The 21972-nt window shown below is 37.7% G+C and carries 22 protein-coding genes; 15 read left to right on the forward strand and 7 right to left on the reverse strand.

Features of this window, described 5'->3' with window-relative positions; all coding sequences use genetic code 11:
• Nucleotides 1-85 precede the first annotated feature (85 nt).
• Nucleotides 86-658, reverse strand: a complete 573-nt coding sequence (locus ACIQ38_RS01375) for a glycerol-3-phosphate acyltransferase (protein WP_402817078.1) — start codon at nucleotides 656-658, stop codon at nucleotides 86-88.
• Between the two features lie 110 nt (nucleotides 659-768).
• Between ACIQ38_RS01375 and ACIQ38_RS01380 the strand changes: the two genes are divergently transcribed.
• Nucleotides 769-1341: a nitroreductase family protein gene (locus ACIQ38_RS01380; protein ID WP_402817080.1), complete on the forward strand. Its 573-nt coding sequence runs from the start codon at nucleotides 769-771 to the stop codon at nucleotides 1339-1341.
• Nucleotides 1342-1392: 51 nt separating this feature from the next.
• Here the strand turns inward: ACIQ38_RS01380 and ACIQ38_RS01385 are convergent, their stop codons facing one another.
• On the reverse strand, nucleotides 1393-2790 hold the full coding sequence (locus ACIQ38_RS01385; protein ID WP_402817082.1) for a dipeptidase: 1398 nt from the start codon (nucleotides 2788-2790) through the stop codon (nucleotides 1393-1395).
• 133 nt (nucleotides 2791-2923) lie between these two features.
• Here ACIQ38_RS01385 and ACIQ38_RS01390 point away from each other — a divergent pair, with 133 nt between their 5' ends.
• Together ACIQ38_RS01390 and ACIQ38_RS01395 are read left to right on the forward strand one after the other, a co-directional pair.
• Complete coding sequence (locus ACIQ38_RS01390) at nucleotides 2924-4189, forward strand: hemolysin family protein (RefSeq protein ID WP_402817084.1); 1266 nt, start codon at nucleotides 2924-2926, stop codon at nucleotides 4187-4189.
• Nucleotides 4190-4440: 251 nt separating this feature from the next.
• Nucleotides 4441-4989 (forward strand): RNA polymerase sigma factor, encoded by a 549-nt coding sequence (locus tag ACIQ38_RS01395; protein ID WP_402817086.1) that lies wholly within the window; start codon nucleotides 4441-4443, stop codon nucleotides 4987-4989.
• A 501-nt stretch (nucleotides 4990-5490) separates the two neighbouring features.
• Here the strand turns inward: ACIQ38_RS01395 and ACIQ38_RS01400 are convergent.
• From ACIQ38_RS01400 to ACIQ38_RS01410, 3 genes are read right to left on the reverse strand one after another with little or no spacing between them, the layout of a single operon-like run.
• Nucleotides 5491-7059, reverse strand: coding sequence for an ABC-F family ATP-binding cassette domain-containing protein (locus tag ACIQ38_RS01400; RefSeq protein WP_402817088.1), 1569 nt, complete (start codon nucleotides 7057-7059; stop codon nucleotides 5491-5493).
• Nucleotides 7060-7092: 33 nt separating this feature from the next.
• Nucleotides 7093-7275, reverse strand: coding sequence for an SE1832 family protein (locus ACIQ38_RS01405; protein WP_142538030.1), 183 nt, complete (start codon nucleotides 7273-7275; stop codon nucleotides 7093-7095).
• Nucleotides 7276-7322: 47 nt separating this feature from the next.
• Entirely contained in the window at nucleotides 7323-8327 is a 1005-nt protein-coding gene (locus tag ACIQ38_RS01410; RefSeq protein ID WP_402817090.1) for a hypothetical protein, read from the reverse strand.
• A 275-nt stretch (nucleotides 8328-8602) separates the two neighbouring features.
• On the opposite strand from ACIQ38_RS01410, the gene ACIQ38_RS01415 reads away from it, so the two are divergent.
• From ACIQ38_RS01415 to ACIQ38_RS01430, 4 genes are all read left to right on the forward strand, one after another.
• The gene (locus tag ACIQ38_RS01415; protein WP_402817092.1) at nucleotides 8603-9394 is read left to right on the forward strand and encodes an NAD(P)H-binding protein; all 792 of its coding nucleotides are present in this window, start codon (nucleotides 8603-8605) and stop codon (nucleotides 9392-9394) included.
• 84 nt (nucleotides 9395-9478) lie between these two features.
• Nucleotides 9479-10042 (forward strand): NADPH-dependent FMN reductase, encoded by a 564-nt coding sequence (locus tag ACIQ38_RS01420; RefSeq protein ID WP_402817094.1) that lies wholly within the window; start codon nucleotides 9479-9481, stop codon nucleotides 10040-10042.
• A gap of 117 nt (nucleotides 10043-10159) precedes the next feature.
• Nucleotides 10160-10678 (forward strand): sigma-70 family RNA polymerase sigma factor, encoded by a 519-nt coding sequence (locus ACIQ38_RS01425; protein ID WP_402817096.1) that lies wholly within the window; start codon nucleotides 10160-10162, stop codon nucleotides 10676-10678.
• Nucleotides 10671-11975 (forward strand): DUF4179 domain-containing protein, encoded by a 1305-nt coding sequence (locus ACIQ38_RS01430; protein ID WP_402817099.1) that lies wholly within the window; start codon nucleotides 10671-10673, stop codon nucleotides 11973-11975. The genes ACIQ38_RS01425 and ACIQ38_RS01430 overlap by 8 nt, the downstream gene beginning before the upstream one ends.
• A 64-nt stretch (nucleotides 11976-12039) precedes the next feature.
• Here ACIQ38_RS01430 and ACIQ38_RS01435 read toward each other — a convergent pair whose 3' ends face one another.
• Entirely contained in the window at nucleotides 12040-12567 is a 528-nt protein-coding gene (locus ACIQ38_RS01435; RefSeq protein WP_402817101.1) for a helix-turn-helix domain-containing protein, read from the reverse strand.
• Between the two features lie 215 nt (nucleotides 12568-12782).
• Here ACIQ38_RS01435 and ACIQ38_RS01440 point away from each other — a divergent pair, with 215 nt between their 5' ends.
• The 6 genes from ACIQ38_RS01440 to ACIQ38_RS01465 all read left to right on the forward strand — a co-directional run bounded on the left by ACIQ38_RS01440 (nucleotide 12783) and on the right by ACIQ38_RS01465 (nucleotide 19527).
• The gene (locus tag ACIQ38_RS01440; protein WP_402817103.1) at nucleotides 12783-13175 is read left to right on the forward strand and encodes a DoxX family protein; all 393 of its coding nucleotides are present in this window, start codon (nucleotides 12783-12785) and stop codon (nucleotides 13173-13175) included.
• Nucleotides 13176-13603: 428 nt separating this feature from the next.
• Nucleotides 13604-14203, forward strand: a complete 600-nt coding sequence (locus ACIQ38_RS01445) for an NADPH-dependent FMN reductase (RefSeq protein ID WP_402819534.1) — start codon at nucleotides 13604-13606, stop codon at nucleotides 14201-14203.
• Between the two features lie 144 nt (nucleotides 14204-14347).
• Nucleotides 14348-15289, forward strand: a complete 942-nt coding sequence (locus ACIQ38_RS01450) for a ring-cleaving dioxygenase (RefSeq protein ID WP_402817105.1) — start codon at nucleotides 14348-14350, stop codon at nucleotides 15287-15289.
• Nucleotides 15290-15322: 33 nt separating this feature from the next.
• Nucleotides 15323-16261: a ring-cleaving dioxygenase gene (locus ACIQ38_RS01455; RefSeq protein ID WP_402817107.1), complete on the forward strand. Its 939-nt coding sequence runs from the start codon at nucleotides 15323-15325 to the stop codon at nucleotides 16259-16261.
• A gap of 17 nt (nucleotides 16262-16278) precedes the next feature.
• Nucleotides 16279-16881 (forward strand): flavin reductase family protein, encoded by a 603-nt coding sequence (locus ACIQ38_RS01460; RefSeq protein ID WP_402817109.1) that lies wholly within the window; start codon nucleotides 16279-16281, stop codon nucleotides 16879-16881.
• A 456-nt stretch (nucleotides 16882-17337) separates the two neighbouring features.
• On the forward strand, nucleotides 17338-19527 hold the full coding sequence (locus ACIQ38_RS01465) for a DNA topoisomerase III (protein ID WP_402817111.1): 2190 nt from the start codon (nucleotides 17338-17340) through the stop codon (nucleotides 19525-19527).
• A gap of 46 nt (nucleotides 19528-19573) precedes the next feature.
• Here ACIQ38_RS01465 and ACIQ38_RS01470 read toward each other — a convergent pair whose 3' ends face one another.
• Entirely contained in the window at nucleotides 19574-20515 is a 942-nt protein-coding gene (locus tag ACIQ38_RS01470; protein ID WP_402817113.1) for a VOC family protein, read from the reverse strand.
• A 155-nt stretch (nucleotides 20516-20670) separates the two neighbouring features.
• On the opposite strand from ACIQ38_RS01470, the gene ACIQ38_RS01475 reads away from it, so the two are divergent.
• Entirely contained in the window at nucleotides 20671-21084 is a 414-nt protein-coding gene (locus ACIQ38_RS01475; RefSeq protein WP_402817115.1) for a BlaI/MecI/CopY family transcriptional regulator, read from the forward strand.
• A 3-nt stretch (nucleotides 21085-21087) separates the two neighbouring features.
• A complete protein-coding gene (locus ACIQ38_RS01480; RefSeq protein ID WP_402817117.1) occupies nucleotides 21088-21936 on the forward strand; it encodes a M56 family metallopeptidase in 849 nt (282 codons plus the stop codon).
• Nucleotides 21937-21972: the final 36 nt, after the last annotated feature.

A 21972-nucleotide genomic window follows, 5' to 3' on the forward strand; every position in this document is an offset into this window, starting at 1 on the left:
CATTATTTATTTTTTAGTAATTATAGCATATTTATTCGTTAACTACGCATGTGAACATTGGAAATTACTATTAAATAAATAATAATTACTTTATTGGTTTCCACCAGCGTGCTTTCCAAGATTCTAAAGCATCGAATCGATGACGATATAATATGAGTAAAATTGCAATAGAAAGTGGCCATACATGCGTGAATGTAGGGATGATCCAGCATAAAATGGCGTATATGCTAAAAGCAATGACCATACTTAAAGTGGCACTTCTTAATAGTCCAATAAAAAGAGCAAAACAAGCAGCCATTATTCCGAATAGTGATGGATTAAAAACAAGTGCGACTCCTATAAAAGTTGCAATTCCTTTTCCACCTTTAAATTGGAGCCAAAAAGGAAACATATGACCAACGATTCCCAAAAGCCCACCAATTGCAATAATCTCTAAAGAAAAATTATAATGAAAACCAATATACAGGATAAGTGTACCTTTAAGCGCATCTCCTAAAAAAGTCAATAGAAATGCTGATTTTCCAAGGACAGCACCGGCATTTCTAGCTCCTAAGTTCCCGCTACGCATTTTAGTTAAATCAGTTTTCTTCCATTTTCCAATCCACCAAGCAGTAAGAAAAGTACCGATAAAATAACTTGCTAACCAATAGAGAAACACATAATCACCTCGAATTATTTGAATGAAAAATAGTACCCTTTTAATATAACGTTTAACTTGGTATGATGTTAGTAATAATGGATGCTAAAGAAAAGGGAGTTTTTCATACAATGATGCAACAATCATTAACTATTCGTGATGCAATTATTCAAAGAAGATCCATCAAGGCATTTAATGGACAACCTGTCGAAAGAGATATTTTACTTTCTATTATGGAAGATTCTATTTGGGCGCCAAATCATCAAAATAGACAGCCGTGGCGATTTGTCGTTGCTTGCGGAAAAGAGCTTTTAGATCTATATGATGTACTAAAAGAATTTGCTATTCCAAAGTGGAAAGAGCTGACAGATGAAGAATTAGAAAAACAAATGAAAAAGTTTACAAACCCGGGGGGCTATGTTTTTGTCATTGTCCCGGAAGATGCACGTCAAAAAGAACGTTTAGAAGATTATGCTGCTGCAAGTATGCTTATTCAAAATATCCAATTGCTTGCTTGGGACCGTGGTATTGGTTCTTGCTGGAAAACACCAGGCTATTTGGATAATCCTAAATTCCGTGAAGCGCTTGGGGTTAAACAAGGGGAACGCATCATTAGTATGTTACAAGTAGGCTATTTTGACGAAATGCCAAAACCGAAAGAACGCAAACATGTAGATGAGTTAATTACGATATTTGGTAAATAAAAGAAGAGCTATCTCCTTATGAATGGGGGATAGCTCTATTTTTTGTGCTTATTATTTTTTAAGTTGCTCTTTTGATAGCTCTGCTAGTTCATAGTAATAATCACCAATTACTCGTAGACCTTGGTCAAAGTTTTCTAGATGGAAATGCTCATTTGGTGCATGGAAGTTTTCAGATGATAATCCGAAGCCCATTAATACAACTGGCAAGCCAAGAATTTCATCAAATGCTGCTACGATTGGGATAGAACCGCCACCACGTGTGTATGCTGTTGGTACATTGTATACTTTTTCATAGCTACGACCAGCTGCTTGAATTGCTGGGTGATCGAAAGGTGTGATAAAAGGTTTTCCTTTATCAAATTCCGTGACAGTAACTGTGACACCTGTAGGCTTATTTTTTTCGATATGCGCTTTTAATTTCGCTACTATTTCCTCCGGATCTTGGTCTGGAACTAAGCGGCAAGTAATTTTTGCACCGGCTTCACTCGGTAATACTGTTTTAATACCTTCTCCAGAGAAACCTCCAAATACCCCATTCACTTCAAGTGTTGGGCGAGCCCAAACACGCTCCAGATGAGAGAAACCTTTTTCACCGAATAGCTCGTCTACTCCAACTTCTTTTTTCAAATCTTCTTCATCAAAACCAAGTGCTTTATATGCTTCTCGTTCTTCATCAAGTAGAGGACGTACATTTTCATAAAATCCTTCTACTTGAATCGTACCTTCTGCATCACGGAAAGAATCTAAAACTGATACAAGAGCGTGAATAGAGTTTTGAACTCCGCCTCCGTATAGACCTGAGTGTAGGTCACCTTTAGCTCCTTTTACGTCAATTTGCACGCCACAAAGGCCGCGTAGTCCGTAACATACAGCAGGTTGACCTGGTCCTTGCATGCCAGTATCAGAAATGACGATGACGTCTGCAGCGAGCTTCGCTTTATTTTCTTCTATATAGGCTTCTAAGTTAGGACTACCAACTTCTTCTTCGCCTTCGATCAAAAACTTAACGTTCACAGGAAGTGACCCTTCTGTTTGAAGAAGTGCTTCTACTGCTTTCACATGCATGAACACTTGCCCTTTATCGTCACTTGCCCCGCGTGCAAATAATTTATTATCACGCACTTCTGGTTCAAAAGGCTCTGACTCCCAAAGGTTTAATGGATCAACAGGTTGTACATCATAATGACCATACACAAGAATAGTTGGTTTACCTTCTGCATGTAACCAATCCGCATATACGACAGGATGTCCATTAGTTTTATCAATGATTACATTTTCTAATCCAGCTTTTTGGCAGGACTCAGCCAGCCACTGGGCACCTTTTTGCATATCTTCTTTGTGTTCAGATAAAGAAGAGATACTTGGTATGCGCAAGAATTGTTTTAGCTCTTCTAAATGTGACTCTCGTTTTTCAGTAAAGTAATTATTTAAAGTAGTTAAATGGCTCATTTGAATCCCTCTTTTCATAAAGTTTCGTGAATAGAAATAGTATAGCATAAGAACTGTGACAACTAAAATCGCAGTGTGCTATAGTAATAAAAAGAAATATCGAACGATGTGATCATTTTAGGAGGATACAAACTTGTACATAGAATTTGTACTACTAGCATTTGCACTACTTGTTTCATTCTTTTTATCAGGAAGTGAAACAGCTTTAACAACAGTAAATAGGATGAAGGTCCGACTGCGGGCAGAGCAAGGGGACCGAGCGGCGGAAAAACTGCTTGTTCTTTTATTAAAGTCGGACCGAATGATTGTAACGATCTTAATCGGCAACACAATTGCCAATGTAGCAATGACTGTTTTAGTAATTCTCATCGCTGAAAATTACGCATGGAATATTGTTTGGTCCGTTATCGTGCTTACCGTAATCATTATTTTATTTGCGGAAGTACTTCCAAAAACAATCGCTGCAACTTTTTCGGAAAGAATCGTATATATCGTAGCTCCGCTGATTCGATTGTTAATCGGACTATTGAGACCTATAACTTTTTTAGTTTCTGAATTCATCAATATGTTGATCCGAATCGGTTCTAAAGGTGCTGTAAAGGAAACAATTATCACCAAAGAAGAACTTTTGAATATGGTAGATATAGCTTCGACAGATGGTACTTTTGAAGAAGAAGAATCCGAACGCATAAGAGGAATACTTGACTTTCCAAATAAAGACGTATCGGATGTATTATTTACGCATCGAACAGAAATGGTTGCTTTACCTATAGAATATACGTATGAAGAAGTGCGCGATACAATTCTGGAACACTCCTATACTAGATATCCTGTGTACGATGAAAACATAGACACAATTGTGGGTATGTTCTATTCGAAAAAGCTAATTGAATGGTCCATGGATCCATCACTTCCATTCGACACGCTTATCGATTTAGAACCACTGTTTGTTGTCCAAACATTAAGTGTAGAGAAAGTATTTGAATTGATGCTTACACATAAAAAACATATGGCAATTGTGTTGGATGAATATGGCGGTACACTTGGTATCGTCACCCATGAAGATTTGATAGAAGAAATGATTGGGCAAGAAATAGAAGATGAAACAGACCATGATGAAGAAATATTAATTCATGAAATGACTGAAAATCGACTGATCTGTGCAGGTCGTGTAGAAATAGAAGAAGTAAATCTATTGTTTAATCTATCTATTGTGAATGAAAATGAAACAATCGGAGGATTCGTACTAGACCAGCTAGGGCATGTTCCCGAAGAAGGGGAGCAATTTACATACGAAAACTTATTCATTGAAATTAATGAAATGGACCGTAGCCGAATTGTAACGTTAACAATTACGAAGAGAGAAGAACTAGAAGTAGATGAGGCGCAAGAGGAGTAGTATTTCCTTTTGCGCTTTTCTTTCTATTGTCTAGCTCCAGCGCCTTGCCCCTCGGGGTCAAATGGGAAAAAGCTGTGGTGGCTGGGGAGCTGCCTCCTCGCTTTTTCCCATTTGCCTGTCGGGGCAGACATAGGCGCTTGCGCTTTTCTTTCTTACACGATTGTAATTATATTGAAAGAGAATACGATGGAGGGTAAGGTTCGAGTTTGGCATTATAGAGATATAAGAAAAGCCGAGCGGAGGAATAAAGAATGCAAGTACAAATTGAAAATATTTACGAAGAATATAACCGATACATATATTACTTATGCCTGAAACTAACGAAAAATCAAATAGATGCAGAAGATTTAATGCAAGAAGTATGGATGAAAGTCGTGCGATATGAATCATATATGAAAGAAGTGGATCATGTAAAAGCATGGTTAACGACTATATGTATGAATACATTCCGTGACAGATACCGTAAACAAGTAAGACGTAGCAAGTACGTTGCAAATCAACCGGAGCAACTAGATATCTCTTTATTGGACTTAATAGCTGCAGACGTATTATCTGTAGAAGAGCAGTTGGAGAAAGAAGATGTCGGCGAAATTATTCGTTCGAAGGTTGCGGAATTAGATGGTATTTACCAAAAAACAGTCATGTATTTTTACGTACATCAGTTTTCATTGATCGAAATCGCAGAAGTGATGAAAGTTTCGATTGGTACTGTAAAATCGAGATTATTTAGAGCCAAGCAACGTTTAAAAGAGCTTATTATGAATGATGAAATTGCGAAAGACTCTTTAGTTTTAGCATAATGTGCAAGAGCTTCTCCCTGTCCGAAAGTGCTAGGGGGAAGCTCTTTTGTTTTTGGAGAAAGGGGAGGGAGCGAGCAATGAATATCGCCATCCGAGCAATCATCTCAGTTAACCGCGCATATATTAGTGCTAACCGAGCAATAGAGTAGGGATCGAGCAATGAGGATTGCCATCCGAGCAATCATCCCAGTTAACCGCGCATATACCCGCGCTAACCGAGCAATAGAGTAGGGATCGAGCAATGAGGATTGCCATCCGAGCAATCATCCCAGTTAACCGCGCATATACCCGCGCTAACCGAGCAATAAAGTAGGGAGCGAGCAATGAGCATCGCCATCCGAGCAATAAGTAGTGTCATTCGATCAATCATCTCGGTTACCCGCGCATATGCCGCTGTCACCCAAGCAATCTCCTCCAAAACTCACATAGTGCTAAGGACTACCTGTCCAGCATCATACTCAACTAAAAACCCCAAGCGAAATGCTTGGGGTTAACAAAAATCTATTCCTCTATAACCTCTTTACCAGTAGAAAACCACTCTTCGACATTCCATACTTTCGTTACTAAACCTTCGTAAAACTCAGGTTCATGACTAACGAGGACGATTGTGCCTTTAAATTCTTTCATCGCACGTTTCAATTCTTCTTTGGCGTGGATGTCTAAATGGTTTGTCGGCTCATCGAATATTAACCAGTTGCTTTCTTCCATCATGAGCTTACATAAACGAACTTTCGCTTGTTCGCCACCGCTTAAAGATGAAAGTGGGCGAGAGATGTGCTCACTTTTCAAGCCAGTACGAGCTAAGGCAGCACGAACTTGGTTTTGTTCCATACTAGGATAAGTTTCCCAGATGGATTCAATTGGTGTAATATTACCAGCTTTAACTTCTTGTTCAAAATAAGAAGGGTATAAGAAATCCCCGCGGATGACTTTTCCGCCTAGTGCAGGAATCTTACCTAAAATTGTTTTTAGTAAGGTCGATTTCCCGATTCCATTCATGCCGACAAGGGCAATTTTTTCTCCGCGCTCAATTGTAAATGTTAGTGGTGGGAGCAGGGGATTGTCATAACCAATTTGTAAATGCTCCGCTTCCACAACATAACGACCCGAACTACGAGATTCTTTAAAACCGAATTCTGGTTTAGCTGCAGTCTCTGGACGATCGATTCGTTCGATGCGATCCAATTGTTTTTGGCGAGATTTTGCACGACCGGTTGTAGAGTATCGTGCTTTATTTTTGGCGATAAAATCTTCTTGTTTTTTAATGAATTCTTGCTGCTTTTCATAAGCGTCGATATGCTGTCTTTTATTCAACTCGGCAAGCTCTAAAAACTTTTCATAAGACGCTGTGTAGCGCGTAAGCTTAGAGAATTCTAAGTGGAAAATAACATCTACAATGCCATTCATAAATTCTGTGTCATGCGAGATCAATAAAAATGCATATGGATAGTTCTTCAAATAATTGGATAACCAATTCACATGCTCTTCGTCTAAATAGTTAGTAGGCTCGTCCAATAAAAGAACTTTTGGTTTTTCTAATAATAGCTTAGCCAAAAGGACTTTTGTACGCTGACCGCCAGAAAGTGCTTCAACAGGTCGATCTAAACCAATTGCATCTAGTCCAAGCCCGCGTGCAACTTCTTCTACTTTCATATCCAACGAATAAAAATCGCCTGCATCTAACACATCTTGTATTTCCGCCATTTTTTCGAGTAATACTTCTAATTCTTCTGGCGTTGCATCCGCCATTTTAGCAATAATTTCATTTAATTCTTCCTCTTTCTTATAAAGAGGTAAGAATGCATCACGTAATGTATCGAACATTGAACGTCCTTGTTGTAGACGAGTATGCTGATCTAAATAACCGTAATGAGTACCGGGTAACCATTCCACACGGCCTTCATCGTAAATGATTTCCCCTGTTAAAATGTTCATCAATGTCGACTTTCCAACACCGTTTGCCCCAACAAGTCCAACGTGTTCACCTTCCACTAAGCGAAACGAAACTTCTTTAAAAAGCGTACGATCTCCGAATGCATGTCCCAAATTTTCTACATTTAATAAGCTCATGTATTATTTCCTCCAAAAAGAAAGCTCAACGGACTACAGTGCCGCGAGCTGTTTGTTTAGTTCTGCAAGGTCTTCTTCCATTTTGGCTAATCTACGTTCGGCGTTTTCTACTTGAGTGGGGTGGCCATTGGATTCTAGTTTTTCCATGTCACCTTGTAATCGGATGTAATCCATTTTTAACTCAGCAATTTCCGCTTGTAGTTGATCTTTTGTCATGAATAATCACCTTCAGCTTTTTGCCCTATTGTAGCATAAAAATGCGTTTAACGTGCGATTTCTTCTTCGGCTTTTTTATTTGCAATCGTTTGTTCGATTAGTTCTGCTACTTCTACTAAGTTAGCAGTAAAGTCAAAGTTTTTTTGCTTGTGAATATAAGCTTTTCTGCGATTATCATGTAAAATAATTTCCATCACCGCATTTTGCAAGTACGATTGTTTTATTTTGCGACCTAGTCCTAAATTTGCGAAGCCATGTCCTTCTTGTGGAAAGGCATAATTGACTTCTTCTTCATGTGCACAAAGAATAATACATGGAATTTGGAATTGTGCCACTAAGAAAGGCATATAAGAACCGGAAGTTATGACGATATCACTAGTAGTGATAATAGTAGTTGGTTCAGATGTGGAAATAATTTTAATCGATTTGCGAGTGAGTGCAAATCGTTTAAGATCCAGAATATCATGTTTGTAATGCTCATCTACTAAAACACTGATCTGTAAAGGAATATGAAGTTGGACAAGATGTCTTAACGTTCGATACGTTAAGTTTTCTGGATCCTCATGTGGAAAAGCGACAACAATATGTGGTGGATCTTGAGTCGTATTATTATTTTTAGGTAGAATGGTTTGGGATGGAATATATCCAGTTAGCCCATAAACGAAATGCTCTTTCGAAAGGTCTTTTGGATTTTCATATAAAGCTTGAAAAACAAGATCGGCTAAAGTACCACCGTCGCCGTGGTCATCAAAGTGAATAAGCGGACAATTTAATGATTTTATACGGCGAATTAAATCTTTTTCGGAATTTCCGCTGTCATGAATCATACAATCCGGATTAAATGATTTCAGTTCTTCTAGTAAATGTGCATTATTATTAAATGCACAAGTTTTCATATGGCGTTTCTCTAAATAGTTTAAAAGGCTTGTATTAGTACTAGGCACAAAAATTATATAATCGGAAGTTTTCAAAGCAGGTAATAGTGCATTCGCCCGGTCAGCAGGGTAGAGGCCACGGTGTGGAAATGTATTTAATAGATAAGCTAGTTTCATTTTTCATCTTCCTTTCTAAGTGCATATATTTAGTATTGTATGGAAATGGACGGGGGTATATGACAACAAGAAAAGCGAAAGCGCCTGTTAGAGGATTACAGTCTAAGTTCGCGACATCGTGTCGCAACGACTGCATGACCTGCTTCGTGCAGGCCTCCGACAGGCAAATGTTCTTCCACAAAAGAAGTTGAAATTTAACTTCGTTGTGGAAGGTTATTTGACCCGAGGGGCTAGGCGCTGTAGCTAGACAACTAGAAAAGCGAGGAGGGGTTGAGGTGGCAAAAAGAACGGCCATCGTCGTAGGGGCAACGGGCTTTACAGGGCAACACTTAGTCAAACAATTATGTGAAAGCCAAGAATATGTTGCAGTGACAATCATTGCTAGAAGAAATATTACATACACACATGCAAAATTAGATGTGAAAATTCGAGAATTCGATAAACTAGAAGAAAGAGATTTTGAAATCACGGATGATTTATTTTGCTGTTTAGGAACAACGATCAAAAAAGCAAAAACAAAAGTAAACTTTGAAAAAGTAGATTTAGAATTTCCTCTACGGATAGCTTCATTAGCTAAAAAACGAGGAATTCCTAATTTTCATGTCATTTCTGCAGCAGGATCTAATAGCAAATCTCCATTTTTCTATAGCCGTGTGAAAGGGAGAATGGAGGAAGGATTAATTGACTTAAAGTTACCTCACCTTTCTATTTTCCGACCATCACTATTAACGGGTGAGCGAGCAGAATTTCGATTGGGGGAGCGGTTAGCAGAAGGAATTTTTCAACTAATCAATCCGATATTGATCGGACCATTTAGAAGTCTGCGGGCAATTGAAGGGAAGCAACTCGCATTTGCTATGTATCATTATGCAGTGCATGGAAGAAAAAATAGTGTAAATACATATAAATCGCTCGACATTTTAAATGCAAGACCTATGGAAGAGAATGTGGAAAAACCGATTACTAGAGAAGAGTTATTCGATTGGAGTAAGCGAAAAGATATTTTTGTAGAAGCGGAAAAATTAGATGACGGTCTAAGTGAAAACACGTCTCCGACTAAAGAATGAACTTTGTTAGAAGTATGACAATTATCTCACAACTGAGCCACTTCTTTGATACAATGTAGTACGGGTAAAGGAGGTTCTACAACGATGAAAATTCTACTCGTAGACGGAACAATTATCGGCACGAAAACAAGTGTCATTCTTGAAAAAGTGAAAGACTATATAGAAGAGATCAGTACAGAACATACTTTAGAGATTATTCGATTTGCCAATTATGAGCACCAATTTGTAGATGGTCGTCCATTCGAAGGGTACAATGATGATATGAAGCTACTCGTTAGTAAGTTCGAGCAAGCGGATGGCTATATAATTGCCACACCAATTTTCCAAGGATCAATTCCAGGTGTTCTTAAAAACGCATTTGACTTTTTACATCCGAAAACAATGCGATATAAACCAGTGTCCATTGTTGCAAATGGTGGGACATATCAGCACCACTTAGTCATCGAAAACCAGCTAAAACCTATTTTGGACTACTTTAGATGTTTGGTGACACCAAATTATGTCTATACACACTCTAGCCATTTTGATACGAACAATGTAATCGTGGACGAAGACGTACATAATCGCCTACGTGAACTAGCTCGTGTATTCGTCCAATATGCGGAAATGAGTAAAGGTCTTTGCAAAGAGCCGATTGATACGCATTAAAAAAGTCAGAGGATATCCCATTTAGTTGGAGATATCCTTTTTTTATTTTAAAAATAAATGAACTTTTTCTATACTCAGATGTCTAATAGATAATAACAAGTGGAATGGGGTGACGGGGTGGACCAAGAGGAGCTTGAAAGGAAAGCGATAAAGCGTGATGAACAAGCATTTTTACAACTTATGAAGCTACATAAAACCGCTCTTTATCGGACAGCTATTGCATTTTTAAAAAATGAACATGATGCAATCGAAGCAATGCAGGAAGTAACATTTAGAGCTTATCAAAAAATACATACAGTAAAAGAGCCGGCGTATATGAAGACATGGCTTATTCGAATTATGATCAATTATTGCCAAGATCAGTTGAAAAAGAAGAAGCGATTTACTTCGGATGAAATGCTAGCTGAAATCGGAACATCCTCAGATGATTCGAAACTAGAAATAGAAGAAGCAATTGCCTCACTATCAAACGCGGAGCAGCAGCTTATCTTTCTGAAATACTACCAAAATACCAAAATTAAAGAAATAGCCGAACTCGAAAAAATACCAGAAGGCACGGTCAAATCAAGACTCCATAAAGCACTTAAGTCACTGCGAAATTTCCTGACCGAGAAAGGAGATGTAGATCATGTATGAAAAAGAAGAAAAGATGCTAAATGAATCAAAAGAGCAACTGGAACAACTAGCAATACCAGATCCGCAGATAGATTATGCCATTCAGCAAGGTTTTTACAAAGCTAATAGTAAAAGAAGCAAGCGTAAAAAGACACTCTGGACTATATCAGTCGCTGCCATATTGATGCTTACATTTATCACTTCCATTCGCGTGTCTCCTGCATTTGCAAACGCGGTTGCATCTATACCAGGTATGGAAAGATTTGTTGACTTAATACAATTGGATAAAGGATTAGAAGCTATTATAGAAAATGATTATTATGAGGCGGTAGGCGTCAGTCAGATGAAGGATAATATGACATTCACGATAGATGGAATTATATTAGATGAAACAGGTATGGAGATTTTTTATACGCTAGAAGCACCTTTTTCTATGGAAGATATTCAATATGGGAATCTAGAGGTATGGAATGATGGGAAAAACCTTAGTGAGGATTCAGCCTATTCGTTTGGACATTTGAGTGAAAAAACAAATCGAATAGTCGAACGTTTTAGCTTTACGTTTGGAAAAGTAAAGCAATTTACTTCTCAACAATTTGAATTGGTCTTTCAAATAGAAAATGATAAAGAAACGACTTTTAAAGTTCCATTTACTCTAAAAAATACAGTACAACAAGGAAAAGTATATAGCTTAAACGAAAAAGTAGAGATGGACGGTCAAAAAATGTTGGTAAAAGATATTACTGTACATCCCCTTCGTGTAGCGGTAAATATAGAATTTAACGAACAAAATGATATGGAAATTTTGCAATTTGAAGATATGCGTCTAGAAGATGAAAATGGGGAAGTATGGAGTTCCATTCAAAATGGAACAAGTGGCTTTGGTGGAGTAAAAAACAAAGAAAGAACTTATTTCTTACAAAGCAATTATTTTAAAGAACCGAAGAAACTTTACTTCAAATTTGATAAAGTGCAAGCATTGCCTAAAGCGGAGAGCTATTTACTGATTGACTTAGACAAGAAAGAGGTATTGAGTGAACCGACAGACGGCAAATTGGAAGTAATGAACATTAACGATCAGTCAGTTGAGGTGAAAGTGCAGCGAATAAGAGAAAATCATATGTATACACTTTTTGGAGATGTTGTAGATGCAAAAGGGGAAAGGATCGATACACCGTCCGAAAGCATGCATGGTGATGAACAATATAATTATTCAACTATTAGTTTGGATTCCAAAGATATAGTTAATCCAATTAAACTCAACCTTTATGCTTATCCGAATTACTTGGATGGATCTGTGTCCATTCAGATTAAATAGCTAGACAAGTGGAAGTGTCAAAACACCAAGGAAATCGTATTCCTTGGTGTTTTATGTTATACAATTATCGATTCTCTTCTTTATAAACGGCAATGAGTAAGATCGCATTGTCTTCTCCGATGTTTTTGACAAAGTGTGGTACGCTAGCGTTCCAGCTGAATGAATCACCTTCATGTGCGATGACTGAGTCTTCCCCTTGTTCTGCGAGCACAGTACCTTTAAGGACGACATGACTTTCTTCTCCTTCGTGTGCATTCGCTACTCCAGTCGAAGCACCAGGGACTAATTCTACATGCATCATTCGTAATCCACTTTGAGACGTAAGATGTTCTATTTTTATATTATTATGTGTCGTATATACCCGCTCAGATTTCCTGACTACTTTCATATGTTCTTCCTTTTCAAGCAATAAATAAGGCAATGGAACATCCAAATAGTTCGCGATTGTTTGTAGCGTATTAAGGGAAGGGGATGTATTATCATTTTCGATATTACTTATAAACCCTTTTGATAGCCCGATTTGTTCACTCATTTGTGCAATGGTAATCTTTTTACGTTTGCGTATATCCCGAATTTTAGAGCCGATTTCCATGTACTTCCCTCCCAAAATAGTTTTGTTTGATATATCGTAACACAAATTTATTGACGATATCTATATGTTGATGTTATCTTATAAGAAATTAATATTCATAATAGTGAACTTTAGTTGAGTGGGCCCAAATCATCTAGAAGGAATATTTTTTTATGCAATTTGTTTACTTATATGAATAAAATATATTTCAAGGAATAAAGGAGAGGGAAATAGAGATGGATAAATTAGGAGTTAGTACATTATTGTTAAGACTTGTGTTAGGAATCAGCTTTTTAATACACGGAATTGTAAAATTCAAAGGTGGTATCGCTAATACGGTAGGATGGTTTGATAGCATTGGAATTTTAGGTTTCTTTGCTTATGCAGTAGCTACATTGGAATTGGTTGGAGGAATTGCACTTATTTTAGGGATTGGAACACGAATATTTTCAGCACTTTTTGTCTTATTAATGGTAGGAGCAATAGTGAAAGTAAAATTTGCACTAGGATTTTTAGGAACACCTGAGATGGCAGGATATGAGCTGGATCTTGCATTTTTAGTAATTGCCTTATTTTTAGCGATTAATGGAAGTAAGTTCTTGTCTATTGACGAAGCTTTCTTTAAATAATATTAGTAGATGATGCACTGAAATAAAGAGGGTCTTTTGTCAAAATGACAAAAAGGCTCTTTTTTATTGTTTAGGAAACTAGAAACTTAGTGATGAATAAGAAGAATTCATCTAAATATGTTGACAATGAAAATCTTTATATGTTATTATTACTTTGAATTAAAGATATCTTAATTAAACGTAAATTAAATGGTAATATGGGGGAACGTTTTATACAAGTAAAGACTAGTGTAGAAACCTATAAATTTTTTTACGTATATATCTCGAATTCGAGAATTATCAACAAGAGGTAATTAAATAGATTGATTTTAACGAGAGCTCCATTTGATTATTTTAAAGAAGCAATGGAGACAGTAATGGTAATATGTCGAATTACGAGCATATTAAACATTGTAAAATGGCACTTACAAGGAGGTGAAAATAACAAGATGGGATTTTTAAGTAAATTATTTGGAACACAACAACAAGAGGAGGAAAAAATAATGACAAAATCAAATATAGGTATTATTTTAGGATCAACACGTGAAGGACGCGTAAGTCCACAAGTAGGGGCATGGGTAAAAGAATTAGCAGATAAACGCGGAGATGCAAACTACACGATTATCGACATCGTAGATTACAAATTACCACTTTTAGGTGAAGCAGGCGGAGACGCATCAGGTGCAGCAGCATGGTCAGAAATCATTGCAAAACAAGACGGTTTCGTATTCATCGTGCAAGAATACAATCACTCAATCACTGGAGCGCTAAAAAATGCTTTAGATTACTTGCGTGAAGAGTGGAACAACAAAGCAGCAGGAATCGTATCTTACGGTTCAGTAGGTGGAGCTCGTGCAACAGAACATTTACGTGGTATTTTAAGTGAATTACTTGTAGCTCATGTTCGTGTACATCCGGCATTATCACTATTTACAGACTTTGAAAACGGTACAGACTTTAAACCAGCTGCAGTTCAAGCAGATTCAGTAAACCAAATGCTAGACCAAGTTATCCCTTGGACAAATGCATTAAATACTGTACGTAAATAATTTTCATATCCCTACAAATCACAAAGTGTGCATTAAAGCATGTACATTTTGTGCTTTAAATTAATAAGTTTTGAGCAAAACGTTATCAAATAGATTGAAGGTTTTGCTCAGAGTTTATGCAAACAAAGAAGAGGAGGAAACAAGATGAACAAGATAGCAGGACATCATCATATTTCCATGATTACGAAAAATGGACGGAAAAATAATCAATTTTATGAAAAAGTACTTGGACTTCGTAGAGTGAAGAAAACAGTCAATCAAGATGATCCGAGCATGTATCACTTGTTCTATGGAGATTTGACGGGAAGTGCAGGTACAGAATTATCCTTCTTTGAAATTCCGATGGTAGGTAGAACGAGAAGAGGAACGAATGCCATTACACGTATTGGGCTACTAGTACCATCTTATGATAGTTTACAATATTGGAAGAGAAGATTTGAATTACTCGATGTACAACATGGGGACCTGACTACGTATGGAGGACGGGACGCGCTCCATTTCGAAGATTCCGAGGGCTTACGACTAGTCCTTTTAAATAATAATGGCGAAAAGGTGCCGCCATTTTGGCAGTCTTGGGATGATTCAATCGTTTTAGAGGAACATCGAATTCTTGGAATGGGCGCTGTAGAAATGACTGTGCAATCACTAGATAGCTTAGCCAATACATTAGAAAAATTGTTTGGCTATGAACTTGCTTCGCGATCAGCAAAAGAAGCTGTCTACCAATCAGTAAAGGGGCAAGCTTTTGGTGAAATTGTCATTGTCGAACAAGACGGTCCTAAAGAAAAACCTGGAAAAGGTAGTGTGCATCATATAGCTATTCGTGTGAAAGATGGAGAAGAATTACGGGCATGGGAACAGCGTATTCAAGATTATGGTTTTGAATTGATGAAAATAACAGACCGCTACTATTTTGAGAGTTTATATTTTAGAGAAGAAAATGGCATTTTGTTTGAGTTAGCGACAGACGGACCAGGTTTTACAATCGACTCATCCATTAAAAAGCTAGGTAAAGGGCTCGACTTACCACCATTTTTAGAAAGCAAGCGAGCTGAAATCGAGGCAAAATTAGAACCTATTGACTAAAACGGTAAAATTCCAACTAAGGAGGAAATAATAATGAAAAAACAAACGGCGGGTATTCATCATATTACTGCGATCGTCGGTCATCCACAGGAGAATATTGATTTTTATGCAGGTGTACTAGGTTTACGTTTAGTCAAACAAACAGTGAATTTCGATGATCCTGGCACTTATCATTTATACTTCGGAGATGGGGGAGGTAAACCAGGTACCATTATTACTTTTTTCCCTTGGGCAAATGCCTATCAAGGACAAATTGGAGACGGCCAAGTCGGAGTTACAACTTATGTAGTGCCAACAGGATCATTCCATTTTTGGGTCAACCGTCTAGCTACATTTGCAATTCCATTTAAAAAAGCAGAACGTTTTGGAGAACAAGTGATTCAGTTTGATGACCCACATGGTCTACATTTAGAGCTTGTTGAACGTGTAGAAGGCGAACAAAACAACTGGACATTTGGTGGAATAACTCCTGAAGTTGCCATTAAAGGTTTTGGTGGTGCAACACTTTACTCAAGCCGACCAGAGGAAACGGCTAAAACATTAACAGATGTAATGGGGTTAGAGTTAGTTGGGACAGAAGGTGATTATACACGATTCAAAGCTCCAGCTGATATTGGCAATGTTATCGACTTGAAAATGGTAACAGGTATACGGGGCTCGATGGGGGTTGGTACTGTTCACCATATTGCATGGCGTGCACAAGATGATGCAGATCATATAGAGTGGCAACAATATGCTATGAATCTTGGTCAGCATGTAACAGAAGTGAAAGACCGTAACTACTTTAACGCATTATACTTCCGTGAATCAGGTGAAATTCTATTTGAAATTGCAACAGACCCACCAGGATTTGCACATGATGAGACACCGAAAACAATGGGAACTCAGTTAATGTTACCTGCACAATACGAACAATTCCGTGAGCGATTAGTTAACTCACTTATTCCAATTCAAGTGCGTCCACTCGACTAATAAAGGGGCTGAACATATTGATTTCGATCGATCCTAAACAAACTAGTGAGCGAGATAATTATAAATTATTAATTGGTACAGTAATTCCAAGACCCATTGCCTTTGTCACGACACAATCGGAAGATGGCGTCGTGAATGGTGCGCCATTTAGCTATTTCAATATTGTTTCATCCAACCCACCAATGGTATCACTTGCTATTCAAAGAACTAATGGCTTGAAAGATACTGCGAGAAATATTTATAACAATCGAGAATTCGTTGTGCATATTGTGGATGATGAAAACGTGGAGAAAATCAATAAGACCGCAGCTTCATTACCTGCAACGGAAAGTGAAATTGAATTGGCAAATTTAACGCCAATACAAAGTGAAATCGTATCCGTACCGGGAATAAAGGAAGCGAAAGTTCGAATGGAATGCAAACTAGTACAGTCCATTCCTTTCGGAGGAGACGGACCTGGTAGTGATTTGTTTATTGGAGAGATTGTACGCTTCCATATTGATGAAACTATTTACAAAGATGGCCGAATTGACACGAGAAGCTTAAACGCTGTCAGTCGTTTAGCAGGTTCCAATTACGCGACAATCGGTAATATCTTTTCTATTGAAAGACCAAAGTAATAATAAAAGCTAATCGGTAGCCGAGCCGATTAGCTTTTTAAATTTGTATTTTTCCGACTCTATGATGTAATAAATGGCTTAGGGCAACTAATAGGTCATCGAAAGCAACCAATTTTATGCCGAAAGCTACCAAATCAGCGTGAGAGCGACTAAATTACCCGTGAAAGCAACTAATTCTTATAAGGGCAAGTTTACTTGAAGTGAGACAACGATGACTGTAACTCATTTTTCATAAACGTTGCGTAAATGGGCCTTAATGTTGCGCAAATGGGCCTTAATGTTGCGCGTTTGAAGGAGAACGTTGCGCATATACCTTCCAAAGTTGCGAGTCCGGCTTGCTAGGGTTTTGGACAAGCACTTTTATTCTTAATACGTATTTCCTCCCATCCTACATAACTGATTCTGAGCGAAACGTATGATATATTTATCATATGGATTTATGAAAGGATGTTTCGTATGGCAAAACGCTTAGTATTAGCAGAAAAACCATCAGTTGCACGCGATATTGCGCGTGTACTTAAATGTGATAAAAAAGGAAATGGCTATTTGGAAGGGAAGGACTATGTGGTGACTTGGGCGCTTGGTCACCTTGTAACATTAGCGGATCCAGAAAGCTATGATGTTAAATATAAAACGTGGAATTTAGAAGATTTACCGATGCTTCCGGAAAACCTGAAATTGTCTGTCATTAAACAATCAGGTAAGCAATTCAATGCGGTTAAATCCCAGCTTACTCGTGGGGATATTAATGAAATTATTATCGCAACCGATGCGGGGCGAGAAGGTGAGCTTGTTGCTCGCTGGATTATCGCAAAAGCAAAAGTAAATAAACCGATTAAGCGTTTGTGGATTTCATCTGTAACAGATAAAGCGATTAAAGATGGCTTTGCCAACTTAAAGCCTGGAAAAGCGTATGAAAACCTTTACGCATCTGCAGTAGCTCGTTCTGAGGCTGATTGGTATATAGGTCTTAACGCTAGCCGTGCATTATCCACAAAGTTCAATGCGCAGCTAAATTGTGGCCGGGTGCAAACACCGGTCGTTGCGATTATTGCGAAACGGGAAGATGAGATTAAGCATTTCAAAGCGCAAACTTACTATGGCATTGAAGCCCAAACAGTTGATAATTTAAAACTCACTTGGCAAGATGCAAAAGGAAATGGCCGTAGCTTTGACAAGGAAAAAATTGATGCAATCGTGAAAAAACTAGGTAAAGGGAACGCTACAGTAACGGAGATCGAGAAAAAGCCGAAGAAATCATTTGCGCCCGGTCTGTATGATTTAACAGAACTACAACGTGATGCAAATAAAATCTTTGGTTACTCTGCCAAAGAAACATTGAACATTATGCAAAAACTGTATGAGCAGCACAAAGTATTGACGTATCCTCGTACAGATTCCCGTTACATCTCGTCGGATATTGTAGGAACACTTCCAGAGCGACTTAAAGCTTGTGGGATTGGTGAATTCCGTCCTTTAGCAAACAAAGTCTTGAGTAAGCCTATAAAAACTTCTAAATCATTTGTAGATGACAGCAAGGTTTCGGATCACCATGCTATCATTCCAACTGAAGGTTACGTGAATTTCTCTGCCTTCAACGATAAAGAACGGAAAATTTATGACTTAGTCGTAAAACGTTTTTTGGCAGTTCTGTTCCCAGCATTCGAGTTCGAACAATTAACGCTGCGTGCGAAAATTGGGGATGAGCATTTTGTAGCTAGAGGAAAAACGATTTTAGTGAATGGTTGGAAAGAAGTATACCAAAATCACGTGGAAGATGACGATGCAACCGATGATCTAAAAGAACAGATTTTACCACGCATCGAAAAAGGCGATACATTAAATGTGAAGTTAATCGCTCAATCATCTGGTCAAACAAAGCCGCCCGCACGTTTTAACGAAGCAACATTATTGTCGGCAATGGAAAATCCTACGAAGTATATGGAAACACAAAATAAACAACTCGCGGACACGTTAAAATCGACTGGTGGATTGGGTACTGTAGCGACACGTGCTGATATTATCGACAAACTATTCAATTCATTCCTAATCGAAAAACGTGGTAAAGACATTCATATCACGTCAAAAGGTCGCCAGTTGCTTGAGTTAGTTCCGGAAGAATTAAAATCTCCTACATTAACTGGAGAATGGGAACAAAAGCTGGAAGCAATCGCAAACGGCAAACTGAAAAAAGAAGTTTTCATCTCGGAAATGAAGAAATACACGAAAGAAATCGTTTCTGAAATTAAAAGCAGCGATAAAAAATACAAACACGATAACATATCAACAAAATCTTGCCCAGATTGTGGGAAACCGATGCTTGAAGTAAACGGCAAAAAAGGTAAGATGCTTGTGTGCCAAGATCGTGCATGTGGTCACCGTAAAAATGTGGCGCGTGTGACCAATGCTCGCTGTCCACAATGTAAGAAAAAGTTAGAACTTCGTGGTGAAGGTGATGGTCAAATCTTTACTTGTAAATGTGGCTATCGTGAGAAATTATCTGCTTTTGAAGCTCGTCGCAAAAAAGAAGGCGGCGGTAAAGTAGATAAACGCTCTGTCCAAAAATATTTGAAACAGCAGGAAAAAGAGGAAGAACCGATTAATAATGCTTTTGCAGATTTATTAAAAGGGATGAAGTTTGATTAATAAATATAAAGAATGGGTTGTGTCACATTTGACCAACCCATTTTTTTTACCTACTTATAATTTCAAGCGTATTTCTTGAAGGATCTTGAACGATAATGGAACCTTCTTTTTCTTCAAAATGAAAATCTAAATCCGTAAGTCGAGCTTTTGCCTCGTCTAATTCTTCTTTAGAAAAAATAAGCTTGAAGTTTTTAAGTCCTCTAGAATTATCAGGTGGAGCAGGGATTCCAGTCCCAGACCAAGTGTTCAGAGCCACATGATGGTGATAATTATCTTTCGATAAAAATAAACTGCCATTGTCTTTACTCGTTATATTAAATCCAAGCCCATCTACATAAAACTTTTCCGTCATAGTTAGTTCAGTAGCTTGCAAATGCATATGTCCAATACGCGTATTTTCGGGAAGTCCGTTCCAAGTAGGGCTTGCGTCAGCCATTAATTTCTCAAAATCAATCGGGTATGATCCCCCTGCATAACCACCGTCTTTATCTCTTTCCCAAGTATCAGGTGGAAGATCTGCATAAATTTCTATTCCATTACCATCTGGATCAGCTAAATAAAGGGCATCACTATACTGATGATTGGCTGCCCCTTGCATTGGATACTCGGTTTCGGCTAAATGCAAGAGTATATTTCCTAAACTAGCATGATCTGGTACTAGGATGGCAAAATGATAGAGACCAGTCGTTCCAAATGGTCTTTCTACGGAATCATCTTGTTCTTCTAATACGAGTAGGGGATTACTCCCGTCAGCAGTAAGAGTGACACTATTAGAGTCGGAAGTTAACACTTTAAAGCCAATCACTTCTTCGTAAAAGGTAGTCAATTGTTCAACATTCGAAACAACTAAATGCACTTCACCAATTCTAGCAGGAGAGTCCGTATTGTAAGTTTCATAAGTAGTATTATCTTTTTTTAATAAAGCGAACAGTGAAATGAACACTATAACTAAGACGATAGCTACAATGATCAATCGTTTGTTTTTCATTGCATAATTCTCCTTTTTCATTTAAACTACAAAATGTAGTGTAACAAGAAACTTTCATTAAATATAGCTATTTAACTCACTACTCTATTTCAAGTAAAGTTAGTTGACCAGTAAAAACATTTAAACTACAATTTGTAATGTTAGGGGGTTAAGCTATGAAAATTCAAAAGTTTAAAATGAATGAAAGTGGATTGAATCGCTTTTTTGGACCTCTGGAAGCAAAAATTATGGACATCTTATGGAATGATGTAGAAATGACGATTAAAGATGTGCAACAAATGCTAGACAAGGAAAAAGTAACGAATTTTAACACAGTGATGACTGTCATGAATCGACTTGTTGAAAAAGGAATTTTGCAAAAGAGAACAGAAGGAAGATCATCTCTTTACAAACCACTTCAAACAAGGGACGAGTTTTTAAGTGCACAATCGAAAGAAATGACAAATGAGCTAATGGACGAATTTGGAAACGTCGTTGTCAGTCATATGTTAGATGCACTGGAAGACGTGGACGATGACCTCGTCGCTAAACTAGAACAAAAAATTAAAGAATTGAAAAAGGAACAGTAGCCTATGTCCAAACGTCAATCATTGTTTCTATTTTTGGCAGCGCTAGTTATTTCAGGTACCATATTTATTCAGATGGCGATATACGCAGTCTCCATGATAGGAGGTTGGAATGCCAAGTTTAACCTAGTGGTAGTATGCCATAGCTGGTTGAAGGCAGCTGGGTTATCGTCGCTAGAGTTTGCATTGGATGGTCTTGTAATCTTCACGCTAATCTTTACGATTTGGCATATTAGTTGGCAATTTATTCAGACTGCACGTATGAAAAAAAGATTAGAGCAATATAGAGAGAAAACGCTCACGAACAAGTTGAATCAAACATATGAAAGTGAAAAAGAAGATTTCATCATCATCTCGCATCCTGCACCAATGGCAATTACGATGGGGTTTGTGCAACCTAAAATCGTGATTTCAACAGGTTTGATCAACTTACTTACAGATGATGAACTTGAAGCAGTTATCGCACATGAAATGTATCATAAAGCAAATCGAGATCCACTGAAGCTATTCATTTTATCGCTTTGTGCGTCTGCAATTGGGTATATCCCAATTTTGAAATGGTTTAACCAGCAATATAGGATTATACAAGAAATATTGGCAGATGAATTTGCCATTAAGCAACAAAAAACTTCTATCCACTTAGGTAGTGCACTTTTGAAAATGATAAAAGTAGGAACAGCTAAAAAAATGCCTTTCGCATATGCATCCTTTGCGGACACATCTGTCAACTACCGGATTGAATATATTTTGAATCCAATAAAAAATATTCATATGCAGATTCCTTTTAAAGTAGCTTTAATATCATCCGCTATTTTTACTTTAATTTGCACTATTTTTATTTACGCATTAGCGTAAATTTTTTACCACATTACACTACATGATGTAGTTTGA

Origin of the sequence: Psychrobacillus sp. NPDC096389, assembly GCF_044762855.1 — a bacterium.
Lineage (GTDB): Bacteria > Bacillota > Bacilli > Bacillales_A > Planococcaceae > Psychrobacillus.

Bases quoted from the DNA above. Each gene is read 5' to 3' on its own strand.
- ACIQ38_RS01400 (WP_402817088.1), bottom strand. From the start codon at position 7,059: ATGAGCTTATTAAATGTAGAAAATTTGGGACATGCATTCGGAGATCGT.
- ACIQ38_RS01475 (WP_402817115.1), top strand. From the start codon at position 20,671: ATGAAAATTCAAAAGTTTAAAATGAATGAAAGTGGATTGAATCGCTTT.
- ACIQ38_RS01435 (WP_402817101.1), bottom strand. From the start codon at position 12,567: ATGGAAATCGGCTCTAAAATTCGGGATATACGCAAACGTAAAAAGATT.
- ACIQ38_RS01440 (WP_402817103.1), top strand. From the start codon at position 12,783: ATGGATAAATTAGGAGTTAGTACATTATTGTTAAGACTTGTGTTAGGA.
- ACIQ38_RS01410 (WP_402817090.1), bottom strand. From the start codon at position 8,327: ATGAAACTAGCTTATCTATTAAATACATTTCCACACCGTGGCCTCTAC.
- ACIQ38_RS01450 (WP_402817105.1), top strand. From the start codon at position 14,348: ATGAACAAGATAGCAGGACATCATCATATTTCCATGATTACGAAAAAT.
- ACIQ38_RS01445 (WP_402819534.1), top strand. From the start codon at position 13,604: ATGGGATTTTTAAGTAAATTATTTGGAACACAACAACAAGAGGAGGAA.
- ACIQ38_RS01405 (WP_142538030.1), bottom strand. From the start codon at position 7,275: ATGACAAAAGATCAACTACAAGCGGAAATTGCTGAGTTAAAAATGGAT.
- ACIQ38_RS01480 (WP_402817117.1), top strand. From the start codon at position 21,088: ATGTCCAAACGTCAATCATTGTTTCTATTTTTGGCAGCGCTAGTTATT.
- ACIQ38_RS01430 (WP_402817099.1), top strand. From the start codon at position 10,671: ATGTATGAAAAAGAAGAAAAGATGCTAAATGAATCAAAAGAGCAACTG.
- ACIQ38_RS01385 (WP_402817082.1), bottom strand. From the start codon at position 2,790: ATGAGCCATTTAACTACTTTAAATAATTACTTTACTGAAAAACGAGAG.
- ACIQ38_RS01470 (WP_402817113.1), bottom strand. From the start codon at position 20,515: ATGAAAAACAAACGATTGATCATTGTAGCTATCGTCTTAGTTATAGTG.
- ACIQ38_RS01420 (WP_402817094.1), top strand. From the start codon at position 9,479: ATGAAAATTCTACTCGTAGACGGAACAATTATCGGCACGAAAACAAGT.
- ACIQ38_RS01395 (WP_402817086.1), top strand. From the start codon at position 4,441: ATGCAAGTACAAATTGAAAATATTTACGAAGAATATAACCGATACATA.
- ACIQ38_RS01465 (WP_402817111.1), top strand. From the start codon at position 17,338: ATGGCAAAACGCTTAGTATTAGCAGAAAAACCATCAGTTGCACGCGAT.
- ACIQ38_RS01380 (WP_402817080.1), top strand. From the start codon at position 769: ATGATGCAACAATCATTAACTATTCGTGATGCAATTATTCAAAGAAGA.
- ACIQ38_RS01455 (WP_402817107.1), top strand. From the start codon at position 15,323: ATGAAAAAACAAACGGCGGGTATTCATCATATTACTGCGATCGTCGGT.